We start from the raw sequence: 20,051 nt of genomic DNA on the forward strand, positions 1-20,051 counted from the left end.
GCAATGGAACGTTTCTCCACCACTGGCCACACACCAGGACTATGTCAGCCATTACGCCTTCGACCTCCCCCGAGCACGCTGCGACCTCGCCATACGTGGAGCGGCGTTACCTGCTGCTATCCGGCACCAACCATCGAGTCCGTATCGCCATACTGGACGACCACCCGGTCATCACGCTGGGCGTGGCCGCCTATCTGCGGGCACAACCCGATTTTGATATCGTCCATACCGACACCTCGTCCGAGTCTCTGCTGCGAAATCTGCATGAGCATCCTTGCGACGTCGCACTGGTGGACTTCTACCTCCCCAGACAGACCGTGGACGGCGTGGATTTCATCCGGCGCCTACGCCGCCACCACCCCAAAATGGCGATCATTACCTTTTCCGCGGGTGCTGCCGACGAAACCGAATACGCAGCGTTTCGTGCCGGCGCGACGGGATATCTGCCCAAATCCGCCCCGCTGCCTACGCTGGTCGAGGTCATCCGCGCCTCTTGCAACGCCAATCTCGACGGGTTCATTACGCACAAAAACGGCGCGCTGAGCCTGACGCCGCCGCGCCACCCCGATACGCGGCTGACGCTGGCGGAAATCGAAGTCCTGCGCCTCATTTCCCAGGGCCTGTCGGTCACTCAGGTCTCCGCCCGCCTGCTACGCAGCAAAAAAACCGTCAGTACACACAAACGCCGCGCCATGGCCAAATTGGGCGTCGCAGACGATCTATCCCTGGCCTTGTACCTGAAAGAAAAGTTCGATCGGCCTGCCGGCCCCTGACTTCTATCAGGCCGATCTATGCTGCATATAGACACTGTCTTGTCGCTGTATCCCGATGATGCTGCCCGTTTGTTGCTGCTGTCGCAGGCAATGGCTCAGACACAAGCCGACTTGACTTCGCTGCGCGATGCCATCAATACCGGCAATCGAAAAGCCGCCCTGGACCACACTCACAAGGCCAAGGGTACGGCCAGTTTTCTCGGCGCTGACAAACAGGCCTTGCAGCACTTCGACCAATTGACGCAAGCCTTGAAAAATGCAGATGGCAAGCAGTCTGATACCACCACGCATCGGCATCCGGCAGGACAACCGCATCATTGCGAGCCCACAAACCATCCCGCGCTTCTCGCCCCGATGCCCGCCACCGTCAGGCACTCATTCATAGCCGTAGAATCGATTTTGCAGGATCTGGAAGTGTCAATACAGACTCGGATCAAGGCGCTAAAAAACAAGCAAACCCGCAGCCGCAACGCATAATCAAAACGCCGAAAATCTAAAAGATAGTCAAGTGTCAAGGAAACTTTGCGATTCAGACACGTTCTGTGCCATTCCGGCCAGCTGGGCATCATCTCATTTCAACTCGATGCTTACGTAATATTTTTCCTTTACTAGACTCGTCACGTCGATATTTCACTTGGCAAGTCACATGAAACTATTTAATCGCACCGATCGTATTCAAACCCTGCGCCCACGCGTACTCGAAATCGATACGGGTCTGTTTCGCGGGTATGTAGATATTCGAGAACGCCCAGCCGTTATATCGGCGGCCGCCAGATCCGAATACTGCGCAAATACTGCAGTATCCCGAGACTTGGCGGAGCGACAGGCATTGGAGCTCGCCAAGCAGATTCGTGCGGCTTCACAACGCGTCGGCATACGCTCGCAATTGTTATGCGACAGCCTCAGCGACAATCATGCGGGCCGCCACGAACTGGACAGCATTCCGGCATTTTTAATTCGCCGCCCGGCTACCGCGCCATCGACGCGTAAACATCTGCGCGCCGTGGCTTAACCAACAAAATGATAGAAATTCCCATTTCTAATCTTACAGATTGAAATATTCTGCGTATAATATGGGCGTTAGCAGCAAATAACCTGATAGTTTGAGTTGTAAAAGGAGAGCCGCCCATGAGTATCGCAAGCGCCAATCCTGGCTGGACAGACGACCTCCCCACCGCCGCTGAAGCGCGGGCGCAGCGCACCCTGCAGGCTGCTGAGCGCCTCCTGGCCGAGCCCACCCCTTCCGCTCCTGCCTCTGCAGAACATCAATTGCGTGAATATATGCAGGAAATGAGCCTGACACGCTACGGCCATGCGAGCGCCCTGCTAAGCCGGCTATACGGAAAATCGCGATAGCGCAACGCTGATAACGGCAGCGGTTGTAAGACCCGGCCAAATAAAAAAGCCGCCATGGTTATCGATGGCGGCTTTTTTATTTGGGCCATACAAATCTATGGGATCATCATCAAGAAATGACGCAGTTAAATGTCGCTGCCATTTCTACTGAAATGAATATATGACTCGCATCAATTGCATTCCCGTACAAGAACTCAGCGGCCCTCATCTGGTGGCCGAATACCGAGAATTACCCCGCGTTTTTGCACTGGCGGAAAAGGCAGCCGCTCGCGGCATAAACGCTCAACCCCGCGCCTATACGCTCGGAAAAGGCCACCTGCTTTTCTTTTACACACGGCTGGATTATCTGGTCCGCCGACATGCCGACCTGATCGAGGAGATGCGACGCCGCGGGTACAAACCCACCTTTACCGGTATACGGCGCGAAGACTTTCCGGCCATTCCAGACGATTGCTGGGGAAGCTGGGAGCCCACGGCAGAAGCCCAGCGCCTGAACCGTGAACGAATCCAAGAACGGCAACAAGACGCCGAAAACAAAAAAGCCACCAAATTGTGATTGGCGGCCTTTTTGCAGGGTAGTGATGAACTACCAGAATCCTGGTAGGCGGTATTGGAATCGAACCAACGACCTCTACGATGTCAACGTAGCGCTCTAACCATCTGAGCTAACCGCCTGCGAACTGCGAAGAAACGAGATTATGCACGAGTTTTTTTATCTGTGCAAGTCGACTTGCCTCTCGTATTGAATCATCAGCCGCCGAAAAGCCGTCAACACCTGCCCCGGCCGTAACCAACGACGCCAAAGCAGGTCGCGCCAGCGGCCTCCGGGAATGTATGCGGGATACACGATCTGCGACGGCGACCAGCCCGGACGCCAGGCGCGCGTACGAGTCGGCCTGCCAGTCACTGTCAGCGTCGGAATCCCCAGATTGGAGGCGAGATGCCCTACCCCGGATTCATTGCCAATGAACCAGCCGCATTCATGAATGAACTTCGCGACATCGGAGAGCGATTCAGATTGAAAAATCGCCAGGCCGTTGTCCTCAAGGCAGCGCCACTGCGCTCTCTCGTGGCTCGCCAGGATATAAACCGGATCATAGCCAGAACGCTTCAGACGCAGGCCAAGCTCGACGAAGTGCGACGCTGCCCAGCATCGTTGTGCGCTCGTGGATGAAGGATGTACTGCAACCCGTCTGGCGTAATGGCGATGCCGCAGACCCATCATCGGCACCAGGCCGTTGCCGACCTCGCTATTTTTCAAACCTAGCTGATCGCGACAGTAATCGCGGATTTGATTCAGCTTGACGAAACCTCTGCCGGTGATGACGACATGGGCGTCATAGTAAAAATAATGCCGGGCGTAGCGGTGCAGCGCATAAGGCCACCCCACATGCATCTGCGCCACGCAGTCGTATTCGGACAAAACCTGAGCGGCCTCCGACTCTGGCAGAGACGGACGAACATCGATATCAGGAAACCAAGCGCGTAATTGATGAGCATAGTCGCCAAAGACCGTCACGCTACGTCCATTGATGACCAGGTTTTGCGCCATGGTCATCATGAGCAATGTATCCCCGAGGCGCGGCGCCATGAGTATGGCTATCTTGGTGGCTTGTCTTAAATGCTGCTGATGGTCGGCAGCCAGATAATGAGATACGCCGGAAAGGAGCGTTGCCATGCGTCGAAAATACCTCTACCAGGCCAGGAGCGGCTAAAACAGGCCAGAGAACAGACAAAGGAGAATTCCTTCAGATCTGTTTGGTTACATTACAGCACGGAGACGTAAAAAAAGCACGATTTCCAATGCAAGGACAGCCGGCATTGCCAATGATTCCGTCAAGCTTCAGCGTTGTTACAAAAACCTTCGCATCAGAAAAAATTCCGCCCTCCCGGGTTGGCAACCGATCGTGCTGGCATGTGTTTTTACAACGCGACAGCCCCAGACAAAAAAACCGGCTGGTAGCCGGTAAATGTATTGCCATGTTCAGTGATCAGCGCCGCAGCTATTGGCCAGCGCACGGCACAAACGCATTATTGGGTTAACAGCCATCCGCCTGCCGGACGACACGCATCAAAGCGTCGATCTTGTCTGCCGACTTCACGCCGGGTGCGGTTTCCACACCGCTGCTCAAGTCGATTGCCCAAGGGCGCAAGACCTGGATGGCTGCAGCCACGTTATCGGCATTGAGTCCCCCTGACAGGACAATGGGCCGCGCAGCCGTATCAGCCCGGACGGTCGATAGCAATGCATGGTCAAAAGCCTGACCGCTACCGCCATAGGCCGCGCTGTAGCTGTCGAACAACCACCCCGCCGCCTCGCTGTAGGCCCTGCAACTCTCGGCCAAACCGTCGGGCGTATCGAGCCCAGGAGCGCCAACACGGAAGGCCCGCAAGAAGCGCGCGCCGTAACGTGTGCAATCCTGGACGGATTCATTGCCATGGAATTGGAGCAGATCGGGACCGACTTGCTCCAGCACGGCGCGAACGTCAGCAGGATCCGGATCCACGAACAGCGCCACCACATCGACAAATGCCGGCACGGTGCGGCGCAAGGCTGCCGCCTGCACGGGGGTGAGGTAACGCTTGCTGCGCGGATAGAACACGAAACCGATCGCGTCCGCCCCTGCCTGCACGGCCGAGGCGATATCTGCTTCGCGGGTCAAGCCGCAGATTTTGACGCGAGTACGCATAACGCTATTTGAAAAGCCAGTTGAGTCAGGTTACTTGAACGCAGCACCAGGATCGCCGCTCTCGTCACCGTAAATACTGGTGCCATAGGTCGTGTCGATTTCGATCTTGACGCTGCTGGGGTCTACCGTGGATTGGCCCGCCTTATAGTGCATCACCATCCCAGGGAAAATCATAACAGCAGCCACCATGGCCAATTGGATGACAATGAAAGGCACTGACCCCCAATAGATCTGTCCTGTGGTCACCGGCTCGATACGCTGACCGGTGACTTTGTCACGATAGGCGTCTTTGGGTGCCACCGAACGCAGGTAGAACAGCGCGAACCCGAACGGTGGATGCATGAACGAAGTCTGCATGTTCACGGCCAGGATGATGCCGAACCAGATCAGGTCGATACCCAGCTTGTCGGCGACCGGCCCGAGCAGTGGCACGATGATGAATGCCAGTTCAAAGAAATCCAGGAAGAACGCCAACACGAATGTCAGGATGCTGACGACGATCAGGAAACCCCATTCTCCACCGGGCAAGCCGATCAGCAGATGCTCGACCCACAAGTCACCGCTGACGCCCCGGAAGGTCAAGCCGAATACCGTCGAACCCACCAGGATGAACACCACGAAGCAGGATAGCTTGGTGGTCGTATCCATGGCCTGGCGCAACAGATCCAGGGTCAACCGCCCGCGGATCAGCGCCATGACGATGGCGCCCACGGCACCCATGGCTCCGCCCTCGGTAGGCGTCGCGATACCGATGAAGATAGTCCCGAGAACCAGGAAGATCAGGAACAGCGGCGGGATCATCACAAAAGTGACGCGCTCGGCCAATGCAGAAAGCATTTTCAGGCGGAACACCTTGTTGACGATGGCGATGACAAAGGCGGTCAGGCCCCACAGCAGCAAGCTGAGAACGACTTTCTCATCAACCGGTGCGGTGTCTTTTTCCAGCCACTGCGTCAGCAGATACGCCGAGGCAGCCGAAATCAACATCAACACCAACAGCGAACGGCCGCCGCGGGAGCCGTTCGGCTCCCGAAAGGTGCGCGCTTCTTCGGGCAAAGCGGGAGCCGAAGACGGTTTGATGAGAGACATCAATACGATGTAAGCGATATAGGCGCCTGCCAGCAGAAAGCCCGGGACCATCGCGGCACGGTACATGTCTCCGATCGAGCGGCCCAGTTGGTCAGCCAGAATGATCAGCACCAGCGACGGCGGAATGATCTGCGAGAGTGTGCCGGATGCCGCGATCACGCCAGAGGCCAGACGCCTGTCATAACCGTAACGCAGCATGATGGGCAGCGAGATCAAGCCCATCGAAATGACCGAGGCGGACACCACGCCGGTTGTCGCGGCCAGCATCGCCCCCACCAGCACCACGGCAATTGCCAAGCCGCCACGCAGCGGCCCGAACACCTGGCCGATGGTCTCGAGCAAGTCCTCTGCCATCCCCGATCGTTCGAGTACCAACCCCATCAGGGTAAAGAACGGCACCGCCAGCAAGGTGTCGTTGGACACGATGCCGAACACCCGCTGCGGCAGGGCCTGAAACAGCGAGGCACTGAACAGGTTCAATTCCATACCGATCAAACCGTACAGAATGCCGTTCGCGGCGAGAGCAAATGCCACCGGAAAGCCCAGCAGCAAAAACACCACCAAGGTGCCGAACATGATCGGCGCCATATTTGCGATGAAAAACTCCATGATCATTGGCCCTTGTTCTGTTGTTGCAGGGCCGCCGCTTCGCGCTCTTGCGCTTCGCGGGCGATCTCATCTGCCAATTGCTCTTCGGCGGTTTTGCCTTCGGCGCGCGCCAACGGATCCGGCGCCTGGCCGCACAGGTAACCCACGCATTTGATCAAGCGCGAAATCCCCGCGAGAACGAGCAGCGCAAAGCCGATCGGGATCAAGAGCTTGACCGGCCAGCGGACCAAACCGCCAGAGTTGGACGACTGTTCGTTGGAAATATACGAATCCATGAACATCGGCCAAGACAGGTACATGATCAAGATCGCCATGGGGAGCAGAAAAAACAGCACCCCGAAAATCTCGATGTAAATCTGCGTGCGCTTGGAGAGCTGGGAGGACAGAATGTCCACCCGGACGTGTTCGTTTTTGAGCAGGGTGTAGCCGGCGGTGAGCAGGAACATGGCACCAAACATGTACCACTGCAGTTCCAGCCAGGCATTCGAACTGGTTCCGAATACCTTGCGGACCACCGCATTGCCGGCGCTGACCAGCACCACCAACAGGGTGACCCATGTCACGGCTTTTCCAACCCGCACATTCAGCGCGTCGATGGCGCGCGATAAAGCGAGTAATGCTTTCATGATGGGAATAATGAGCTAGATAGAAGGTCGCAACTAGCCAAATACGGCATAGCGCACGAGCATGCGGGGCCTCGCCTGGGGTAGCCGGGCGACAGACTTCGGCAATGCGCCACTCCTGTCGCCCCAGCTTTTGGCGGACACGAAAACGAGCGGAAACCTGAGATTTTATAACGTTACGCTCGTTCGCCTGCCGCCCCTCCCCGGAGGGCATGGTTACTTGCCCCGGCCAATGGTCCCCATAAAGCCATCGAAGCTGCCCTCGGCCACGCGGAACCACGGGATCTCGTTGTCACGGAACGCCACCATGTCGTCGTAGATCTTTTTGAACGTAGCATCCTTGGCGGAGAGCTCTGCATAGACCTTGACGGCCTCGGTATAGCAGGCTTCCATGACGGGCTTGGGGAAAGCCTTGAGCTGAGCTCCCTGCGAAACCAGGCGGCGCAGCGCAGCCGGATTTTCGGCGTCATAGGTGGCGATCATGTCGTTGGTGGCAGCCGCGGCAGCCTGCGCCAAGACAGCCTGATAATGTTTGGGCAGCTTGTTGTAGACCTCTTGGTTCACATACAGCGAGACCTGCAGCGTGCCTTCCCACCAGCCCGGGAAATAATAGTTTTTGGCGACCTTGTGGAAACCGAGCTTTTCGTCGTCGTACGGTCCGATCCATTCGGCGGCGTCGATCGTGCCTTTTTCCAATGACGGATAGATGTCGCCGCCTGCGATCTGCTGCGGCACCACGCCCAAGCGGGACAACACAGCGCCGGCAAACGCGCTGGCGCGGAATTTCAGTCCCTTGAGGTCATCGACCGTTTTGATTTCGTTGCGGAACCAGCCGCCCATCTGGGTGCCGGTGTAGCCGCAAGGGAAATTCACGATGTTGTATTTTTGAAAGAGCTCGCGCGTGAGCTTCAGGCCATTGCCGTGGCGCATCCACGCGTTCATTTGGCGCGTATTCAGGCCGAAAGGCACAGCGCCGTCAAAACACAGCGCAGGATCTTTGCCGAAGTAGTAGTACGAGGCTGTGTGACCGCATTCGATGGTGTTGTTCTGCACGGCGTCGAGCACTTGCAGCGCAGGCACGATTTCGCCTGCAGGAAAGGCTCGAATGTTGAATTTGCCGTCCGTTGCCTCGGCAACATATTTGGCCAGATTCTCACCGCCGCTGAAGATCGCGTCGGCGCTGCGGGGAAAACTGGACGCCAGGCGCCAGTTGAGCGTGGGGGATTCTTGTGCGAGAACGGGTGCGGCAAGCGCAGCACCGCCAGCGGCGGCACCTAAGGTGGCCTTTTTGAGGAACGAACGACGTTGCATGAAGGGAGTCTCCTGATTGGACAACGCTGCAAACGCAGACCGCTCGTGTGAAGCGGACGCGCATCGTGACAGCTCGTGTAAGAGGCTGCCGTTGTTTGTGTGTATTGCTGGGGCCTTTTCAGAACGTCGCCGCATCGCAGCAAACGTCGGCCTTTTGCGTCCGCAATCATATAGTGACAATTGATTGCTGCCCCCCTGCTGATAACCCTAAGCAGAGGTAAAAGGCGACAATAAATGCGCCCCACCGTCCAAGTCTTTCAGCTGGAATTCAGGGGGGTATTCGATCGCGGACAGGTAGAGCCCATCAGGAGAAAAGGTAGGCGCGGCCAAGCGTCGGTCTCGCGCTGCCAACAGTGCGGGCATCCAGGAAACGGATTCGCGGCCTTGTCCGATTTGCAGCAATGCACCGATCAGATTGCGCACCATGTGATGCAAAAAGGCATTCGCGCGCAATGTGAATACAAGAAAAGGACCGCGTTCCTGGATGTCGAGTTGATGCAGCGTGCGCACCGGATGGCGAGCCTGGCACTGCGAGGAGCGGAAGCTGGAAAAATCGTGTTCGCCGAGCAGGGCCGAGGAAGCTTGCCTCATTGCGTCCACATCCAACGGCTGGAAACACCAGCCTGCCCGCGCGGCCCACAGCGGCGGCCGTACACGGCCGCGCCATAGCAAATAGATGTAGGTGCGAGAGCGTGCCGAAAAGCGCGCATGAAAGTCGTCGGGGACCGATTGTGCCCACTGGACGGCAATGCTGGGTGGAAGAAAGGCATTGACGCCGCGCACCCAGGATTCGTCGCGGCGCGCCAGAGGCGTATCCAGATGCACGACTTGCATGGCTGCATGCACGCCCGTATCGGTACGGCCCGCGCAAATGGTGGGCACGATGCCATCGATGCCGCTGAAACGGCCCAGTGCCGCCTCTAGCGTGTCTTGCACCGTTTGGCGATGCGGTTGTGTCTGCCAGCCTTGCCAGGGGGAGCCGTCATAAGCCAGCCCCAATGCCATACGCGCCATGAGAATCAGACGCGTGGTCCGCGAGCGGGAGGCTCGTCGGTGGGAGGTTTATTCAGATCCAGATCGATGCCGTCGAGCTTGCGAGTGAGCAAAGAGGTGTCCAGAACGGGTTCTCCGCCATAGGACGCGTCTTCGTCCTCGTTTTCATCTGCACGGCGAGCGCCGGCACGGCGCAGCAGCCACGCGATGATCAATACGATCAATGCCAGTATGGCGGTCACGACAACCAGGAGATTGTCGGTCAGCCAATTGCCGGTGGTGGAGGTGGAACCCCCGGTATTGGTACCCGAGGCAGCGGCGAGATCCTGAGCGGCGGCTTCGGTTCCGGCGGCATTGGGCGCGCCAGTTGCGTTTGAGTCGGATGTACCGGCACCTGCGCCAGTCCCCGCTGCACCTGCACCTGCTGCACCAGCGGCGCTGGAGCCTGGGCCATTGGATCCAGCCGCCGCACCATCGGGTCCTCCGGCCGCGCCGGTATTTGCGCCTGCGGCCGGCCCGGCGCCTGCGCCCGCAGCTCCGCCCCCCGTAGCACCTGTTCCAGCGCCCGCGGCACCGCTGCCGCCAACACCCGTTCCTGCACCTGCCGCGCCACTGCCTGCCGCCCCCGCTCCTGCACCCTCCGCGCCACTGCCCGACGTACCGTCAGTGCCGGCGGCGCCAGAGCCCGCTGCACCATTTTGGTTGGCTGCGCTCCCCGCCTTACCGCCAGCCGCGGCCTGGTTCAGGGCATCGACGTTGCCTTGCAGGGTCTCGACACGCTGCTGTGCATCTTTCAAAGCATGTTGTTCGGACGTACGTGCGTCCGCTTGGGCATCGGCCTGGGCGCCCGCGGCATCCGAGGAACTGAGACGCAAACGGTCTTGCGGACTCGCACCAGCGCTGCCGCCCGATGGCGAAGCCGCACTCACATGGCCGCCACCGGCATTGGCGCCCTCGCCGGCCGCAGCCGCACCCGCGACGGCCGCGCCAGCGCGGCCGCGATAACGTGCGAACGCTTCAGCCTGCTCGATATAGATGCGGCGCGCCTCGGCGGGATCAATCGCACGTACCGCGGCGGCATCGGGAATCGTCAGCGTTTCTCCCGCACGCACCAGGTTCATATTGTTCTGGATAAATGCCTGGGGATTGGCGCGCCATATGGCTACCAGCATCTGATAGACGCTGGCGTCCGACACGCCGTTACGGCGGGCAATGCGGAACAGGTTGTCGCCCGCACGCACGGTCTCTGCCGAGGCAGGCGCCGCACGCTCTGCGCTGACGGATCCGATACGCGCCGACTGAACCGGCGCCGCGGCTGCCCGCTGCGGCACCAGGATGGTGACCTGGACCTGGCGATGGCCTGAACTGGATTGCAAGTCAAGCAAGAGATCCACAGCCGACGTCGCCAGGGGCTGCGAGGACTCAATACGGATACTTTTGCTTGTGGCCCGCGGGCCATCCTGCACACTCACACGCGCGGTATTCAGAGGCACAGGAGGCTGCAGCCCGGCGCGTTGCCACGCGGCGGCATCGGCCAGCGATACCTTGAGTGAAGCCAGTTCCTCGGCCGTGATGTTCTCGAGCGGCACCACCACTCGCAAAGGCGCTCCCGGCGCGGAAATCACACGCGAATGCCCCACAGTCGCGGCATGCACCGTCGTCCCCATCGAGACACCCAATGCAAGCGCGATGGCCCATTGCGAGGCTTTGATACGGTGGGTCGGCGAAAAACGACGTGAACGCAATGTCATGTTGGGAAATCCTGCTGGACGAATCGGGTTACCGGCCAATGCTGGGCGAAAGTGTAATAGATCGACCTTGATTCACAAACCTGCCATCAAGGCTGCGGCAAGGACAAAATAGCAGAAAGGCACCCGCAGGTGCCTTTACCGAGCCCGGCAAAAAACCGGGCAAGCCTGAATGCAAAACGGCGCTGCCGCTCAAACAGCCGGCGCCGTTGCGTATGACGTTCAGGCCTCGGACAATGCGATGCGCAACATGCGGCGCAGCGGCTCGGCCGCACCCCACAACAATTGGTCGCCGACCGTGAAGGCGCCCAGGTATTGGGAACCCATGGACAGCTTGCGCAACCGGCCAACCGGGATGTCGAGGGTTCCCGTCACCGCCACCGGCGTAAGCGCACGCACGGTGTCTTCTTTGGTGTTGGGGATGACCTTGGCCCATTGGGTGCCTTCGGCAATCAGGCCCTCGATTTCATCCAGAGGCACATCACGCTTGAGCTTGATGGTCAGTGCCTGGCTGTGGCAACGCATGGCGCCAATACGCACGCACAGGCCGTCAATCGGCGTGGCAGGCGTACCAAACGCCTCGCCGCGGCCCAGGATCTTGTTGGTCTCGGCTTCGGCTTTCCATTCCTCGCGCGACATGCCGTTGCCCAGGTCCTTGTCGATCCAGGGGATCAGGTTGCCGCCCAGCGGCACGCCGAAGTGCTCTTGCGGCAGAGCCGGGTCTTGTTGCGCGGTCAACACGCCGCGATCGATTTCGAGAATGGCCGAGGCCGGATCGTCCAGCAGAGGCTTCACAGCCTGGTTCAGCAGACCGAATTGCGTCAGCAGTTCGCGCATGTGCTGCGCGCCGCCGCCCGATGCAGCCTGATAGGTCATGGAGGTCATCCATTCCACCAGGTCGTTGTTGAACAGGCCTGCCAGACCCATCAGCATGCAGCTGACGGTGCAGTTGCCGCCGATGAAATTGCGCACGCCGCGCTTGAGCGCCGCATCGATCACGGGACGGTTGACCGGATCGAGCACGATGATGGCGTCGTCTTTCATGCGCAGGGTGCTGGCGGCATCGATCCAGATGCCGTTCCAACCTGCGCCGCGCAGCTTGGGATAGACCTCGGTCGTATAGTCACCGCCCTGGGCGGTCACGATAATCGGCAGTTTTTTCAGAGCATCGATGTCGTAGGCATTCTGCAACGGACCAGCGCCCTCGGCCCACGTGGGCGCGGCACCGCCAGCGTTGCTGGTGGAAAAGAATACGGGATCGATCAGGGCGAAGTCGTTTTCGTCACGCATGCGCTGCATGAGAACGGAACCGACCATGCCGCGCCAGCCGACCAGGCCTACTGCTTGCGTCATGTTCAATGCTCTTGAGGTTGATAAATAAGAAAAAAAGCTAACGATCCCGACAATTTATCAGAATAAGCGGGACTATGTTGCACTGCGATGATATTAGGGACAAACCATGGCTCCTATTGGCGTTGTGAAAGCGCCACCCAGGCAGTCGTGAAGGCAACGTGCGCGAGAAATGTAGATGAGGTTGCGCTGCGTTTAATGCACCGCCCCCGGCGCGACATCATGCCAGGGGCGGCGCAATCAGGCGGGGGAGAATCAGCCCAGCGCTTTCACTACGGCATCGCCCATTTGCGAGGTGGACACTTTGGTGGTGCCTTCTTCGTAAATATCGGCGGTGCGCAGGCCATCGGCCAACACCTTGCGTACGGCGGCTTCGATGCGGTCTGCTTGTGCGTTCTGGTTCAGCGAATAACGCAGCAACATGGCAGCAGACAGAATCGTCGCCAGCGGGTTGGCAATGCCTTGGCCCGCGATGTCGGGAGCCGAACCATGGCTGGGCTCGTACAGGCCCTGCCCCGATTCGTTCAGCGCGGCCGAGGGCAGCATGCCGATCGAGCCCGTCAACATCGCAGCCTCGTCCGACAGGATATCGCCGAACAGGTTGCCGGTCACGATGACGTCGAACTGGCGCGGGTTGCGTACCAATTGCATCGCGGCGTTGTCGACGTACATGTGCGAGAGTTCGACATCGGGATAGTCGCGTGCGACTTCGATGACGATGTCGCGCCAGAACTGCGAGGTTTCCAGCACGTTGGCCTTGTCCACGCTGCACAGTTTCTTGCCGCGTTTGCGAGCCGATTCGAAACCGATGCGCGCGATGCGGCGCACCTCGGAATCGGCGTAGCGCATGGTATCGAAGCCCTCGCGTTCGCCGGCGAAAACGCCATCTGCTGCAGTACGCACACCGCGCGGCGTGCCGAAATAAATGTCGCCAGTCAGTTCGCGAATGATCAGGATATCCAGGCCCGACACGATCTCGGGCTTGAGCGACGATGCGCTGGCCAGCTCGGGATAGAGGATCGCAGGACGCAGATTCGCAAACAGGCCGAGCGCCTTGCGCAAGCCCAGGATGGCTTGCTCGGGACGGAACTCGCGCGGCAGGCTGTCGTATTTCCAGTCGCCCACGGCGCCGAACAACACCGCATGCGATTTGCGTGCGAGTTCCAGCGTCGCGGGCGGCAGCGGATGTTCGAACTGGTCGTAGGCGGCGCCGCCCACGGGGGCTTGCTGAATATCGAGCGGCAGACTCAATGCGCTCAGTACGCGCACAGCCTGCTCCACAATCTCGGGACCAATGCCGTCACCAGGCAGCACTGCAATGTTATGTGTCATGAAAAAAACCTATATGGGAAAACGGAAAGGCTTAAGCAATAGGCCGGCTTTCCAGCCAGGGATGACGGGCCAGGCGTTCTGCCTCGAAGGCACGGATCTTGTCGGACTGACGCAGGGTCAGGCCGATGTCATCGAAGCCATTGATCAAACAGTATTTGCGGAAGGGCTCGATGTCGAACGACATTTCGCGGTTGTCCGCCGCGATCACGACTTGGCGTTCGAGGTCGATACGCAGCTTGTAGCCGGGGAACGCCTTGACCTCGTCGAACAAACGCGCGACTTCCAGCTCGGACAGCACGATGGGCAAGAGACCGTTCTTGAAGCTGTTGTTAAAGAAGATATCGGCGTAGGACGGCGCGATGATGGCGCGAAAACCGAACTGCGTCAGCGCCCACGGGGCGTGCTCACGGCTGGAGCCGCAGCCGAAGTTTTTACGCGCCAACAATACCGACGCGCCTTGGTAACGCGGTTGGTTCAACACGAAATCCGGATTCAACGGACGCTTGCTGTTGTCCATGCCCGGCTCGCCATGATCCAGGTAACGCAGTTCGTCAAACAGATTCGGGCCAAAGCCGGTGCGCTTGATGGACTTCAGGAATTGCTTCGGGATGATGAGGTCGGTGTCGACGTTCTCGCGATCGAGCGGCGCCACCAGGCCTTCGTGAGTGGTAAATGCTTGCATGATGTCTGAGCTCTTAGCGGAAGTTGCGGACGTCGACGAAATGACCGGCTACGGCAGCGGCAGCGGCCATCGCGGGGCTGACCAGATGAGTGCGGCCACCCTGCCCTTGGCGGCCTTCGAAGTTGCGGTTCGAGGTCGAGGCGCAGCGCTCTTCAGGCTCAAGGCGGTCGGCGTTCATTGCCAGGCACATCGAGCAACCCGGTTCACGCCATTCGAAACCAGCCTCGATAAAGATCTTGTCCAGGCCTTCGCGTTCGGCTTGCTGCTTGACCAGGCCAGAACCCGGCACCACCATGGCTTGCTTGACGTTGGAGGCCACGTGTTTGCCACGGGCGACGGCGGCGGCTTCGCGCAGGTCTTCGATGCGGGAGTTGGTGCACGAGCCGATGAACACGCGATCGACGCGGATGTCGGTCAAGGGCGTGTTGGGCTTCAGGCCCATGTATTGCAGGGCGCGCTCCATGCCGCTGCGGCGTACATCGTCTTTTTCGCGATCGGGATCGGGGACACGGGAATCCACCGACAGGACCATCTCGGGCGAGGTGCCCCAGGTGACTTGCGGCTTGATGTCTTTCGCATTGACTTCGACCACGCGGTCGAATTTGGCGCCTGCGTCGCTATGCAAGGTGCGCCAGTAGGCGACCGCCTGATCCCACAACACGCCCGTGGGCGAGAATGGACGGCCACGGAAATATTCGATGGTCTTGTCGTCAACAGCGACCATGCCGGAACGTGCACCGGCCTCGATGGCCATGTTGCAGACCGTCATGCGGCCTTCCATGGACAAGCCGCGAATCGTGCTGCCGGCGAATTCGATGGCGTGCCCGGTGCCGCCTGCCGTGCCGATGATGCCGATGATATGCAGCACGACATCCTTGGCCGTACAGCCGAAAGGCAATTCGCCCTCGACCTTGATCAGCATGCTCTTGTTCTTTTTCATCAGCAGGGTCTGCGTGGCGAGCACGTGCTCGACCTCGGAGGTGCCGATACCAAAGGCCAATGCCCCCATCGCGCCGTGCGTGCTGGTGTGCGAGTCGCCACATACCACCGTCATGCCGGGAAGCGTCGCGCCCTGCTCCGGTCCGATGACGTGCACGATGCCTTGGCGCAGGTCGGCCATGCGGAATTCGGTGATCCCGTATTTGTCGCAGTTGGCATCCAGCGTGTCGACCTGCAGTTTCGAAATCGGGTCGTCGATGCCGCGATTGCGGTTGATCGTAGGCACGTTGTGATCGGCCACGGCCAGGTTGGCGCTGATGCGCCAGGGCTTGCGGCCGGCCAGGGTCAGGCCTTCGAAGGCCTGCGGGCTGGTCACCTCGTGCAACAGGTGCCGGTCGATGTAGAGCAAACAGGTGCCGTCGGATTCCTGGTTCACGACGTGCGCGTTCCAGAGTTTGTCGTAGAGGGTTTGGGCCATGAATAGACTCGCGGAATATCCGGCTGGGCCGGTAGGGACATCAGAATCGATGCCTCATTATGCCCATGCTCTCAACCTAGTACAACGGCAGCATTTATCCTAGTATTAGAAGCACCACCTTTCTGAGGCGCGCGGTGGTGCGCGCAACTCAAGACGGACCAAAACAGAACCGCCCCATCAGGAGGGGCGGTTCTGTCAAAAGTCTGAGTCGAGAGGAAGCGCCTTGACGCCAGATACCGACATCGGGCAGCTATTTTTTGCCCTTTGCCTGATCGTATAGCGGCATCACGCGTTGCGACGCAGCCTGCAATTCGCTGATGCGTGTCGCCGCCGAGGGGTGGGTCGACAGGAACTCGGGCGGCGCGCCACTGCTGGCCGCACCCATTTTTTGCCATAGCGTCACCGCAGCACGGGGGTCATACCCCGCCCGGGCGGCGAGTTCCACACCCATCATGTCGGCCTCGCTCTCATGAGTACGGCTGTTGGGCAGGGTAAACATGACGTCGGTGAGCTTGCTGCCCAGGTCCGTAGAGACGCCCGTCGCTATCGACAGCACGGACAGACCTACATTGGTCACCATCTGCTGCGACATACGCTCGCGTGCGTGTTCGCGCAAAGCGTGCGCAATCTCGTGCCCCAGGACCGCTGCCAACTCAGCGTCGGTGGGTTTGATCTGCGTCAACAGCCCTGTATAGACCGCTATTTTGCCGCCGGGCATGCACCATGCGTTGACCTCATCGGACGACAGCACGTGCACCTCCCAGGCCCAGTTGGCTGCGTCGGGCCGGAACGCGCCTACCTGCGCAATCAGCCGTTGAGAAATCGCACGCACGCGCGACACTTGTTCGGCATTGCGATCCAACGCACCCTGCGCCTTGGCCTGCTGGATGAGTTCGGAATACTGCTGGCCGGCTTCTTGCTCGAGCTCTTTTTCCGGCACCATGCTGGACATGTACTGTGTGCGTTCAACGCCTACAGTGCCGGACTGCGTCGTCTGCACGCTGGCGCAACCGGTCACGGCCATGGTGCCAGCTACGGCGACGACCCCAAGCAGCTTGCGCCAGACTGTTCGAAATCCTGCGTTCATGTGTGTGCTCCTCCTCATCAACATTGTCGGACCAACGCAACGCGCCGCGAAGGCCGAACTGTCGTCCCGGACCAGAGGCCCAGGACAGACGTATCAGCATCATCGCCACATGGCCTTTGTGCGATCAGCCGCACTGCGCCCGTTGGCGCAAAGCATGGTCCATCAGCACCAGCGCCAACATCGCCTCGACAATCGGGGTGGCACGGATGCCGACGCATGGATCGTGGCGGCCCAGCGTTTGCACCATGATGGGTTCGCCCTCGCTATTGATCGAGTGGCGCTCGACGCGAATACTCGAGGTCGGCTTGATCGCCAGAGATACCGTCATCGGCTGCCCGGTGGAAATCCCCCCCAGCACACCGCCCGCATTGTTCCCGATAAAGCCTTCGGGCGTGATCTCGTCCCCGTGCTCAGAGCCTCGCTGCGTAATAGCACCGAAACCCGCCCCGATCGACACGCCTTTGACAGCGTTCAGACCCATCATGACGTGCGCGATATCGGCGTCCAGACGGTCGTAAATGGGTTCTCCCCAGCCGACCGGCACGTTTTCCGCGACGACCTCGATGCGTGCGCCTATCGAATCCCCATCGCGGCGCAACTGATCCATATAGGCTTCGAGCTCGGGCACAACACCGGCATTTGGCGCGTAAAAGGCATTGTTGGGCACGTCGTCCCACGACACGAACGGAATCGGAATGGGCCCCAACTGGCTCATATAACCGCGCACACGAATCCCGTGCTGCTCGGCCAGCCATTTTTTGGCAATCGCCCCGGCGGCGACCGTAGGCGCCGTCAGGCGCGCAGAGGAACGCCCACCGCCACGCGGATCGCGCAGGCCGTATTTGCGGGTATAGGTGAAATCGGCATGCCCGGGGCGGAAAGTATCGGCAATATTGGAATAGTCCTTGCTGCGCGCATCGGTATTGCGAATCAGCAATGCGATGGGCGTGCCGGTCGTCACGCCCTGGTACACCCCGGACAGAATCTCGACCTGGTCGGCCTCCTGGCGCTGCGTCACGTGGCGCGAGGTGCCGGGACGGCGGCGATCCAGTTCGGCCTGGATATCGGCAGCCTCCAGCGCCAGCCCCGGTGGGCAGCCATCCACCACACAGCCGATGGCAGGGCCATGGGATTCGCCAAAATTCGTGACGCAGAAAAGAGTACCGAGAGTATTGCCGGACATGGACGTTAAGGAATCAGAAAAGCATTAGAAGGCAGGCCTGATTATGACATTGACGGGCGGCCGCCTGCGCAGGAGCATGCAAAAGACGCGTTTATGACGAACAGCTGACTTCGATTCCGCCTGCCCAATCCGGCGGCAGTCCCGCGTAGGCTTCGTAGCCGGCTTTCTCGGTATAGGGGTCGCGCAGCAAGTGCAGCAGGGTATCGATTTCGCCGGCATCGCCGGTTTTCGCCGCACGGATCGCCTGCTCGGCCAAGTGGTTGCGCAGCACATAAAGCGGGTTGACGGCGTCCATCGCCTGGGCCCGTGCCTGTGCAGCAGCATCCGGGTGGCTCGCTGCGGTCGAGGGCGCGCCCTCAGCGGCTGGCTCGCGGTCAGCCCGGCCCATTGAACCGCCAGAGGCATTGATGCCGTCAATGGGATCCTGCGCATGGCGTGCCTCCAGGCGCTCGTACCACTCACGGGCCGCCTCACGGTCTATGAAGAGATCTTGAAAACCCTGCGGACGGCCGCGCACAGCATCGGCCAAGCGACGGAACGTCAGGGTGAAATCGGCTCGCTGGTCGTGCATGAGCTTGAGCAGCGCATCCAAAAGCGCCTCATCGTCGGCCTGCCAGCGATAGAGCCCGAGTTTCGCAGCCATCCGTTGATGAAAGGCCTGGATAAAAATCGCCTCGTAGCCATCCAGGACCCCGCGCAGTGCGTCGACGTCGGCCACCAGGGTATGCAAGCTGCCCGCCAGACGATAGAGATTCCACAGGGCCACCGAAGGTTGGCGGTTCCAGGAATAGCGGCCCTCGGTGTCTGAATGATTGCAGACGTGATCCAGTCTGAAAGTATCCATGAATCCATACGGGCCATAATCCAGCGTGAGCCCCAGAATCGACATGTTGTCGGTGTTCATCACCCCGTGGCAAAAGCCTACGGCCTGCCAGTCCGCCATGAGCAATGCCGTGCGGCGGGTGACCTCGGCGAGCAAACGCAATATCGCAGCGTCAGTCCCCGATGCGCCGCCCGTTTCGGCATCACGGCAATGGGGATAGAACTTGTCAATCACATAGTCGGTCAACACCCGCAACTCCTCGGGCTGGCGGCGCGAGGACCAGTGCTCAAACGATCCGAATCGCACAAAACTCGGAGACATGCGGGTGACGATCGCGGCCGTTTCCATCGTTTCGCGCCAGACGGGATCATCGGAGACTACCAAGGCCAAGGCGCGCGTGGTCGGGATCCCCAAGCCGTGCATGGCCTCGCTGGCCAGATACTCGCGTACGGACGAACGCAGTACCGCCCGGCCATCGCCCATGCGGGAATACGGCGTCATCCCGGCGCCTTTCAGCTGCAATTCCCAATTACCGTGAGGACCCACCACCTCGCCCAGCAGATGCGCGCGGCCGTCGCCCAGTTGCCCGGCCCACACGCCGAATTGATGACCGCTATATACGGCAGCCAGGGTGTCCCCGCCCGGCAGGGGCTGCTGACCTGAACAGACACGCAGAAATGTCTCGGATTGCAGGGCCTCGGGCGACAGGCCGATCAACTCAGCGGCCTGCTCGTTAGCATGCAACAGCCTGGGCGCAGTCAAGGGTTGCGCCGCCAGCCGTGTGTAAAACGCAGGCGGCAGCGCGGCAAAGGAATTGTCCAGCCGTAAGTCGTCCAGTTGATGCAGCAAGGTCGGTGAATCGGTCATAGTGAGAAATGAATCGTCAGGAATCGCGGAGACTGCCGTGGTATCTGTGGCGCTAGCATGGACATCCACAGAGCGGAATCGACTGTGGCCCGTTTGCGGCATGCGGGTCACAGCCGTC

At 59.9% G+C, this 20,051-nt stretch carries 19 protein-coding genes and 1 tRNA gene; 5 read left to right on the plus strand and 15 right to left on the minus strand.

Features of this window, described 5'->3' with window-relative positions:
* Window positions 1-41: 41 nt before the first annotated feature.
* From CAL20_RS15650 to CAL20_RS15670, 5 genes are all read left to right on the plus strand, one after another.
* Window positions 42-773 carry a response regulator transcription factor gene (locus CAL20_RS15650; RefSeq protein ID WP_094838313.1) on the plus strand — a complete coding sequence of 244 codons (732 nt, stop codon included), beginning with the start codon at window positions 42-44 and terminating at the stop codon, window positions 771-773.
* An 18-nt stretch (window positions 774-791) separates the two neighbouring features.
* On the plus strand, window positions 792-1,250 hold the full coding sequence (locus CAL20_RS15655) for a hypothetical protein (protein ID WP_094838314.1): 459 nt from the start codon (window positions 792-794) through the stop codon (window positions 1,248-1,250).
* A gap of 169 nt (window positions 1,251-1,419) precedes the next feature.
* Window positions 1,420-1,785 carry a hypothetical protein gene (locus CAL20_RS15660; protein WP_094838315.1) on the plus strand — a complete coding sequence of 122 codons (366 nt, stop codon included), beginning with the start codon at window positions 1,420-1,422 and terminating at the stop codon, window positions 1,783-1,785.
* Between the two features lie 116 nt (window positions 1,786-1,901).
* On the plus strand, window positions 1,902-2,129 hold the full coding sequence (locus CAL20_RS15665; RefSeq protein ID WP_094821991.1) for a hypothetical protein: 228 nt from the start codon (window positions 1,902-1,904) through the stop codon (window positions 2,127-2,129).
* Window positions 2,130-2,289: 160 nt separating this feature from the next.
* Window positions 2,290-2,685 carry a pyrimidine dimer DNA glycosylase/endonuclease V gene (locus tag CAL20_RS15670; protein ID WP_094821992.1) on the plus strand — a complete coding sequence of 132 codons (396 nt, stop codon included), beginning with the start codon at window positions 2,290-2,292 and terminating at the stop codon, window positions 2,683-2,685.
* A 42-nt stretch (window positions 2,686-2,727) separates the two neighbouring features.
* Here the strand turns inward: CAL20_RS15670 and CAL20_RS15675 are convergent.
* The 15 genes from CAL20_RS15675 to CAL20_RS15745 form a co-directional block, all read right to left on the minus strand.
* Window positions 2,728-2,804, minus strand: a tRNA-Val gene (locus CAL20_RS15675).
* Between the two features lie 37 nt (window positions 2,805-2,841).
* Window positions 2,842-3,807, minus strand: coding sequence for a glycosyltransferase family 9 protein (locus CAL20_RS15680; RefSeq protein WP_306431390.1), 966 nt, complete (start codon window positions 3,805-3,807; stop codon window positions 2,842-2,844).
* Window positions 3,808-4,168: 361 nt separating this feature from the next.
* Complete coding sequence (locus tag CAL20_RS15685) at window positions 4,169-4,819, minus strand: phosphoribosylanthranilate isomerase (protein WP_094838316.1); 651 nt, start codon at window positions 4,817-4,819, stop codon at window positions 4,169-4,171.
* A gap of 30 nt (window positions 4,820-4,849) precedes the next feature.
* Entirely contained in the window at window positions 4,850-6,517 is a 1,668-nt protein-coding gene (locus CAL20_RS15690) for a TRAP transporter large permease (RefSeq protein ID WP_094822138.1), read from the minus strand.
* 2 nt (window positions 6,518-6,519) lie between these two features.
* Window positions 6,520-7,143: a TRAP transporter small permease subunit gene (locus tag CAL20_RS15695; protein WP_094821995.1), complete on the minus strand. Its 624-nt coding sequence runs from the start codon at window positions 7,141-7,143 to the stop codon at window positions 6,520-6,522.
* A gap of 213 nt (window positions 7,144-7,356) precedes the next feature.
* Window positions 7,357-8,451 carry a TRAP transporter substrate-binding protein gene (locus CAL20_RS15700; protein ID WP_094838317.1) on the minus strand — a complete coding sequence of 365 codons (1,095 nt, stop codon included), beginning with the start codon at window positions 8,449-8,451 and terminating at the stop codon, window positions 7,357-7,359.
* A gap of 207 nt (window positions 8,452-8,658) precedes the next feature.
* Window positions 8,659-9,465: a tRNA pseudouridine(38-40) synthase TruA gene (gene truA / locus CAL20_RS15705; protein WP_094838318.1), complete on the minus strand. Its 807-nt coding sequence runs from the start codon at window positions 9,463-9,465 to the stop codon at window positions 8,659-8,661.
* A 5-nt stretch (window positions 9,466-9,470) separates the two neighbouring features.
* Entirely contained in the window at window positions 9,471-11,195 is a 1,725-nt protein-coding gene (locus CAL20_RS15710; RefSeq protein ID WP_094838319.1) for a type IV pilus assembly protein FimV, read from the minus strand.
* 219 nt (window positions 11,196-11,414) lie between these two features.
* Window positions 11,415-12,545, minus strand: coding sequence for an aspartate-semialdehyde dehydrogenase (gene asd, locus CAL20_RS15715; RefSeq protein ID WP_094838320.1), 1,131 nt, complete (start codon window positions 12,543-12,545; stop codon window positions 11,415-11,417).
* A 252-nt stretch (window positions 12,546-12,797) separates the two neighbouring features.
* Window positions 12,798-13,874 carry a 3-isopropylmalate dehydrogenase gene (gene leuB, locus CAL20_RS15720; protein WP_094838321.1) on the minus strand — a complete coding sequence of 359 codons (1,077 nt, stop codon included), beginning with the start codon at window positions 13,872-13,874 and terminating at the stop codon, window positions 12,798-12,800.
* 31 nt (window positions 13,875-13,905) lie between these two features.
* A complete protein-coding gene (leuD, locus tag CAL20_RS15725; RefSeq protein ID WP_094838322.1) occupies window positions 13,906-14,556 on the minus strand; it encodes a 3-isopropylmalate dehydratase small subunit in 651 nt (216 codons plus the stop codon).
* 13 nt (window positions 14,557-14,569) lie between these two features.
* Window positions 14,570-15,973, minus strand: a complete 1,404-nt coding sequence (gene leuC / locus CAL20_RS15730) for a 3-isopropylmalate dehydratase large subunit (protein ID WP_094838323.1) — start codon at window positions 15,971-15,973, stop codon at window positions 14,570-14,572.
* Window positions 15,974-16,223: 250 nt separating this feature from the next.
* Complete coding sequence (locus tag CAL20_RS15735; RefSeq protein WP_094822003.1) at window positions 16,224-17,060, minus strand: M48 family metallopeptidase; 837 nt, start codon at window positions 17,058-17,060, stop codon at window positions 16,224-16,226.
* A 124-nt stretch (window positions 17,061-17,184) separates the two neighbouring features.
* Window positions 17,185-18,243, minus strand: a complete 1,059-nt coding sequence (aroC, locus tag CAL20_RS15740) for a chorismate synthase (RefSeq protein ID WP_094838324.1) — start codon at window positions 18,241-18,243, stop codon at window positions 17,185-17,187.
* 91 nt (window positions 18,244-18,334) lie between these two features.
* On the minus strand, window positions 18,335-19,933 hold the full coding sequence (locus CAL20_RS15745) for a protein adenylyltransferase SelO (protein WP_094838406.1): 1,599 nt from the start codon (window positions 19,931-19,933) through the stop codon (window positions 18,335-18,337).
* Window positions 19,934-20,051 lie beyond the last annotated feature (118 nt).

Origin of the sequence: Bordetella genomosp. 4, assembly GCF_002261185.1 — a bacterium.
Classification (GTDB): Bacteria; Pseudomonadota; Gammaproteobacteria; order Burkholderiales; family Burkholderiaceae_B; genus Bordetella_A.

Coding starts and splice junctions, on each gene's coding strand:
- CAL20_RS15650 (WP_094838313.1), top strand. CDS start 42: ATGTCAGCCATTACGCCTTCGACCTCCCCCGAGCACGCTGCGACCTCG.
- CAL20_RS15655 (WP_094838314.1), top strand. CDS start 792: ATGCTGCATATAGACACTGTCTTGTCGCTGTATCCCGATGATGCTGCC.
- CAL20_RS15660 (WP_094838315.1), top strand. CDS start 1,420: ATGAAACTATTTAATCGCACCGATCGTATTCAAACCCTGCGCCCACGC.
- CAL20_RS15665 (WP_094821991.1), top strand. CDS start 1,902: ATGAGTATCGCAAGCGCCAATCCTGGCTGGACAGACGACCTCCCCACC.
- CAL20_RS15670 (WP_094821992.1), top strand. CDS start 2,290: ATGACTCGCATCAATTGCATTCCCGTACAAGAACTCAGCGGCCCTCAT.
- CAL20_RS15680 (WP_306431390.1), bottom strand. CDS start 3,807: ATGGCAACGCTCCTTTCCGGCGTATCTCATTATCTGGCTGCCGACCAT.
- CAL20_RS15685 (WP_094838316.1), bottom strand. CDS start 4,819: ATGCGTACTCGCGTCAAAATCTGCGGCTTGACCCGCGAAGCAGATATC.
- CAL20_RS15690 (WP_094822138.1), bottom strand. CDS start 6,517: ATGGAGTTTTTCATCGCAAATATGGCGCCGATCATGTTCGGCACCTTG.
- CAL20_RS15695 (WP_094821995.1), bottom strand. CDS start 7,143: ATGAAAGCATTACTCGCTTTATCGCGCGCCATCGACGCGCTGAATGTG.
- CAL20_RS15700 (WP_094838317.1), bottom strand. CDS start 8,451: ATGCAACGTCGTTCGTTCCTCAAAAAGGCCACCTTAGGTGCCGCCGCT.
- truA (WP_094838318.1), bottom strand. CDS start 9,465: ATGGCGCGTATGGCATTGGGGCTGGCTTATGACGGCTCCCCCTGGCAA.
- CAL20_RS15710 (WP_094838319.1), bottom strand. CDS start 11,195: ATGACATTGCGTTCACGTCGTTTTTCGCCGACCCACCGTATCAAAGCC.
- asd (WP_094838320.1), bottom strand. CDS start 12,545: ATGACGCAAGCAGTAGGCCTGGTCGGCTGGCGCGGCATGGTCGGTTCC.
- leuB (WP_094838321.1), bottom strand. CDS start 13,874: ATGACACATAACATTGCAGTGCTGCCTGGTGACGGCATTGGTCCCGAG.
- leuD (WP_094838322.1), bottom strand. CDS start 14,556: ATGCAAGCATTTACCACTCACGAAGGCCTGGTGGCGCCGCTCGATCGC.
- leuC (WP_094838323.1), bottom strand. CDS start 15,973: ATGGCCCAAACCCTCTACGACAAACTCTGGAACGCGCACGTCGTGAAC.
- CAL20_RS15735 (WP_094822003.1), bottom strand. CDS start 17,060: ATGAACGCAGGATTTCGAACAGTCTGGCGCAAGCTGCTTGGGGTCGTC.
- aroC (WP_094838324.1), bottom strand. CDS start 18,243: ATGTCCGGCAATACTCTCGGTACTCTTTTCTGCGTCACGAATTTTGGC.
- CAL20_RS15745 (WP_094838406.1), bottom strand. CDS start 19,933: ATGACCGATTCACCGACCTTGCTGCATCAACTGGACGACTTACGGCTG.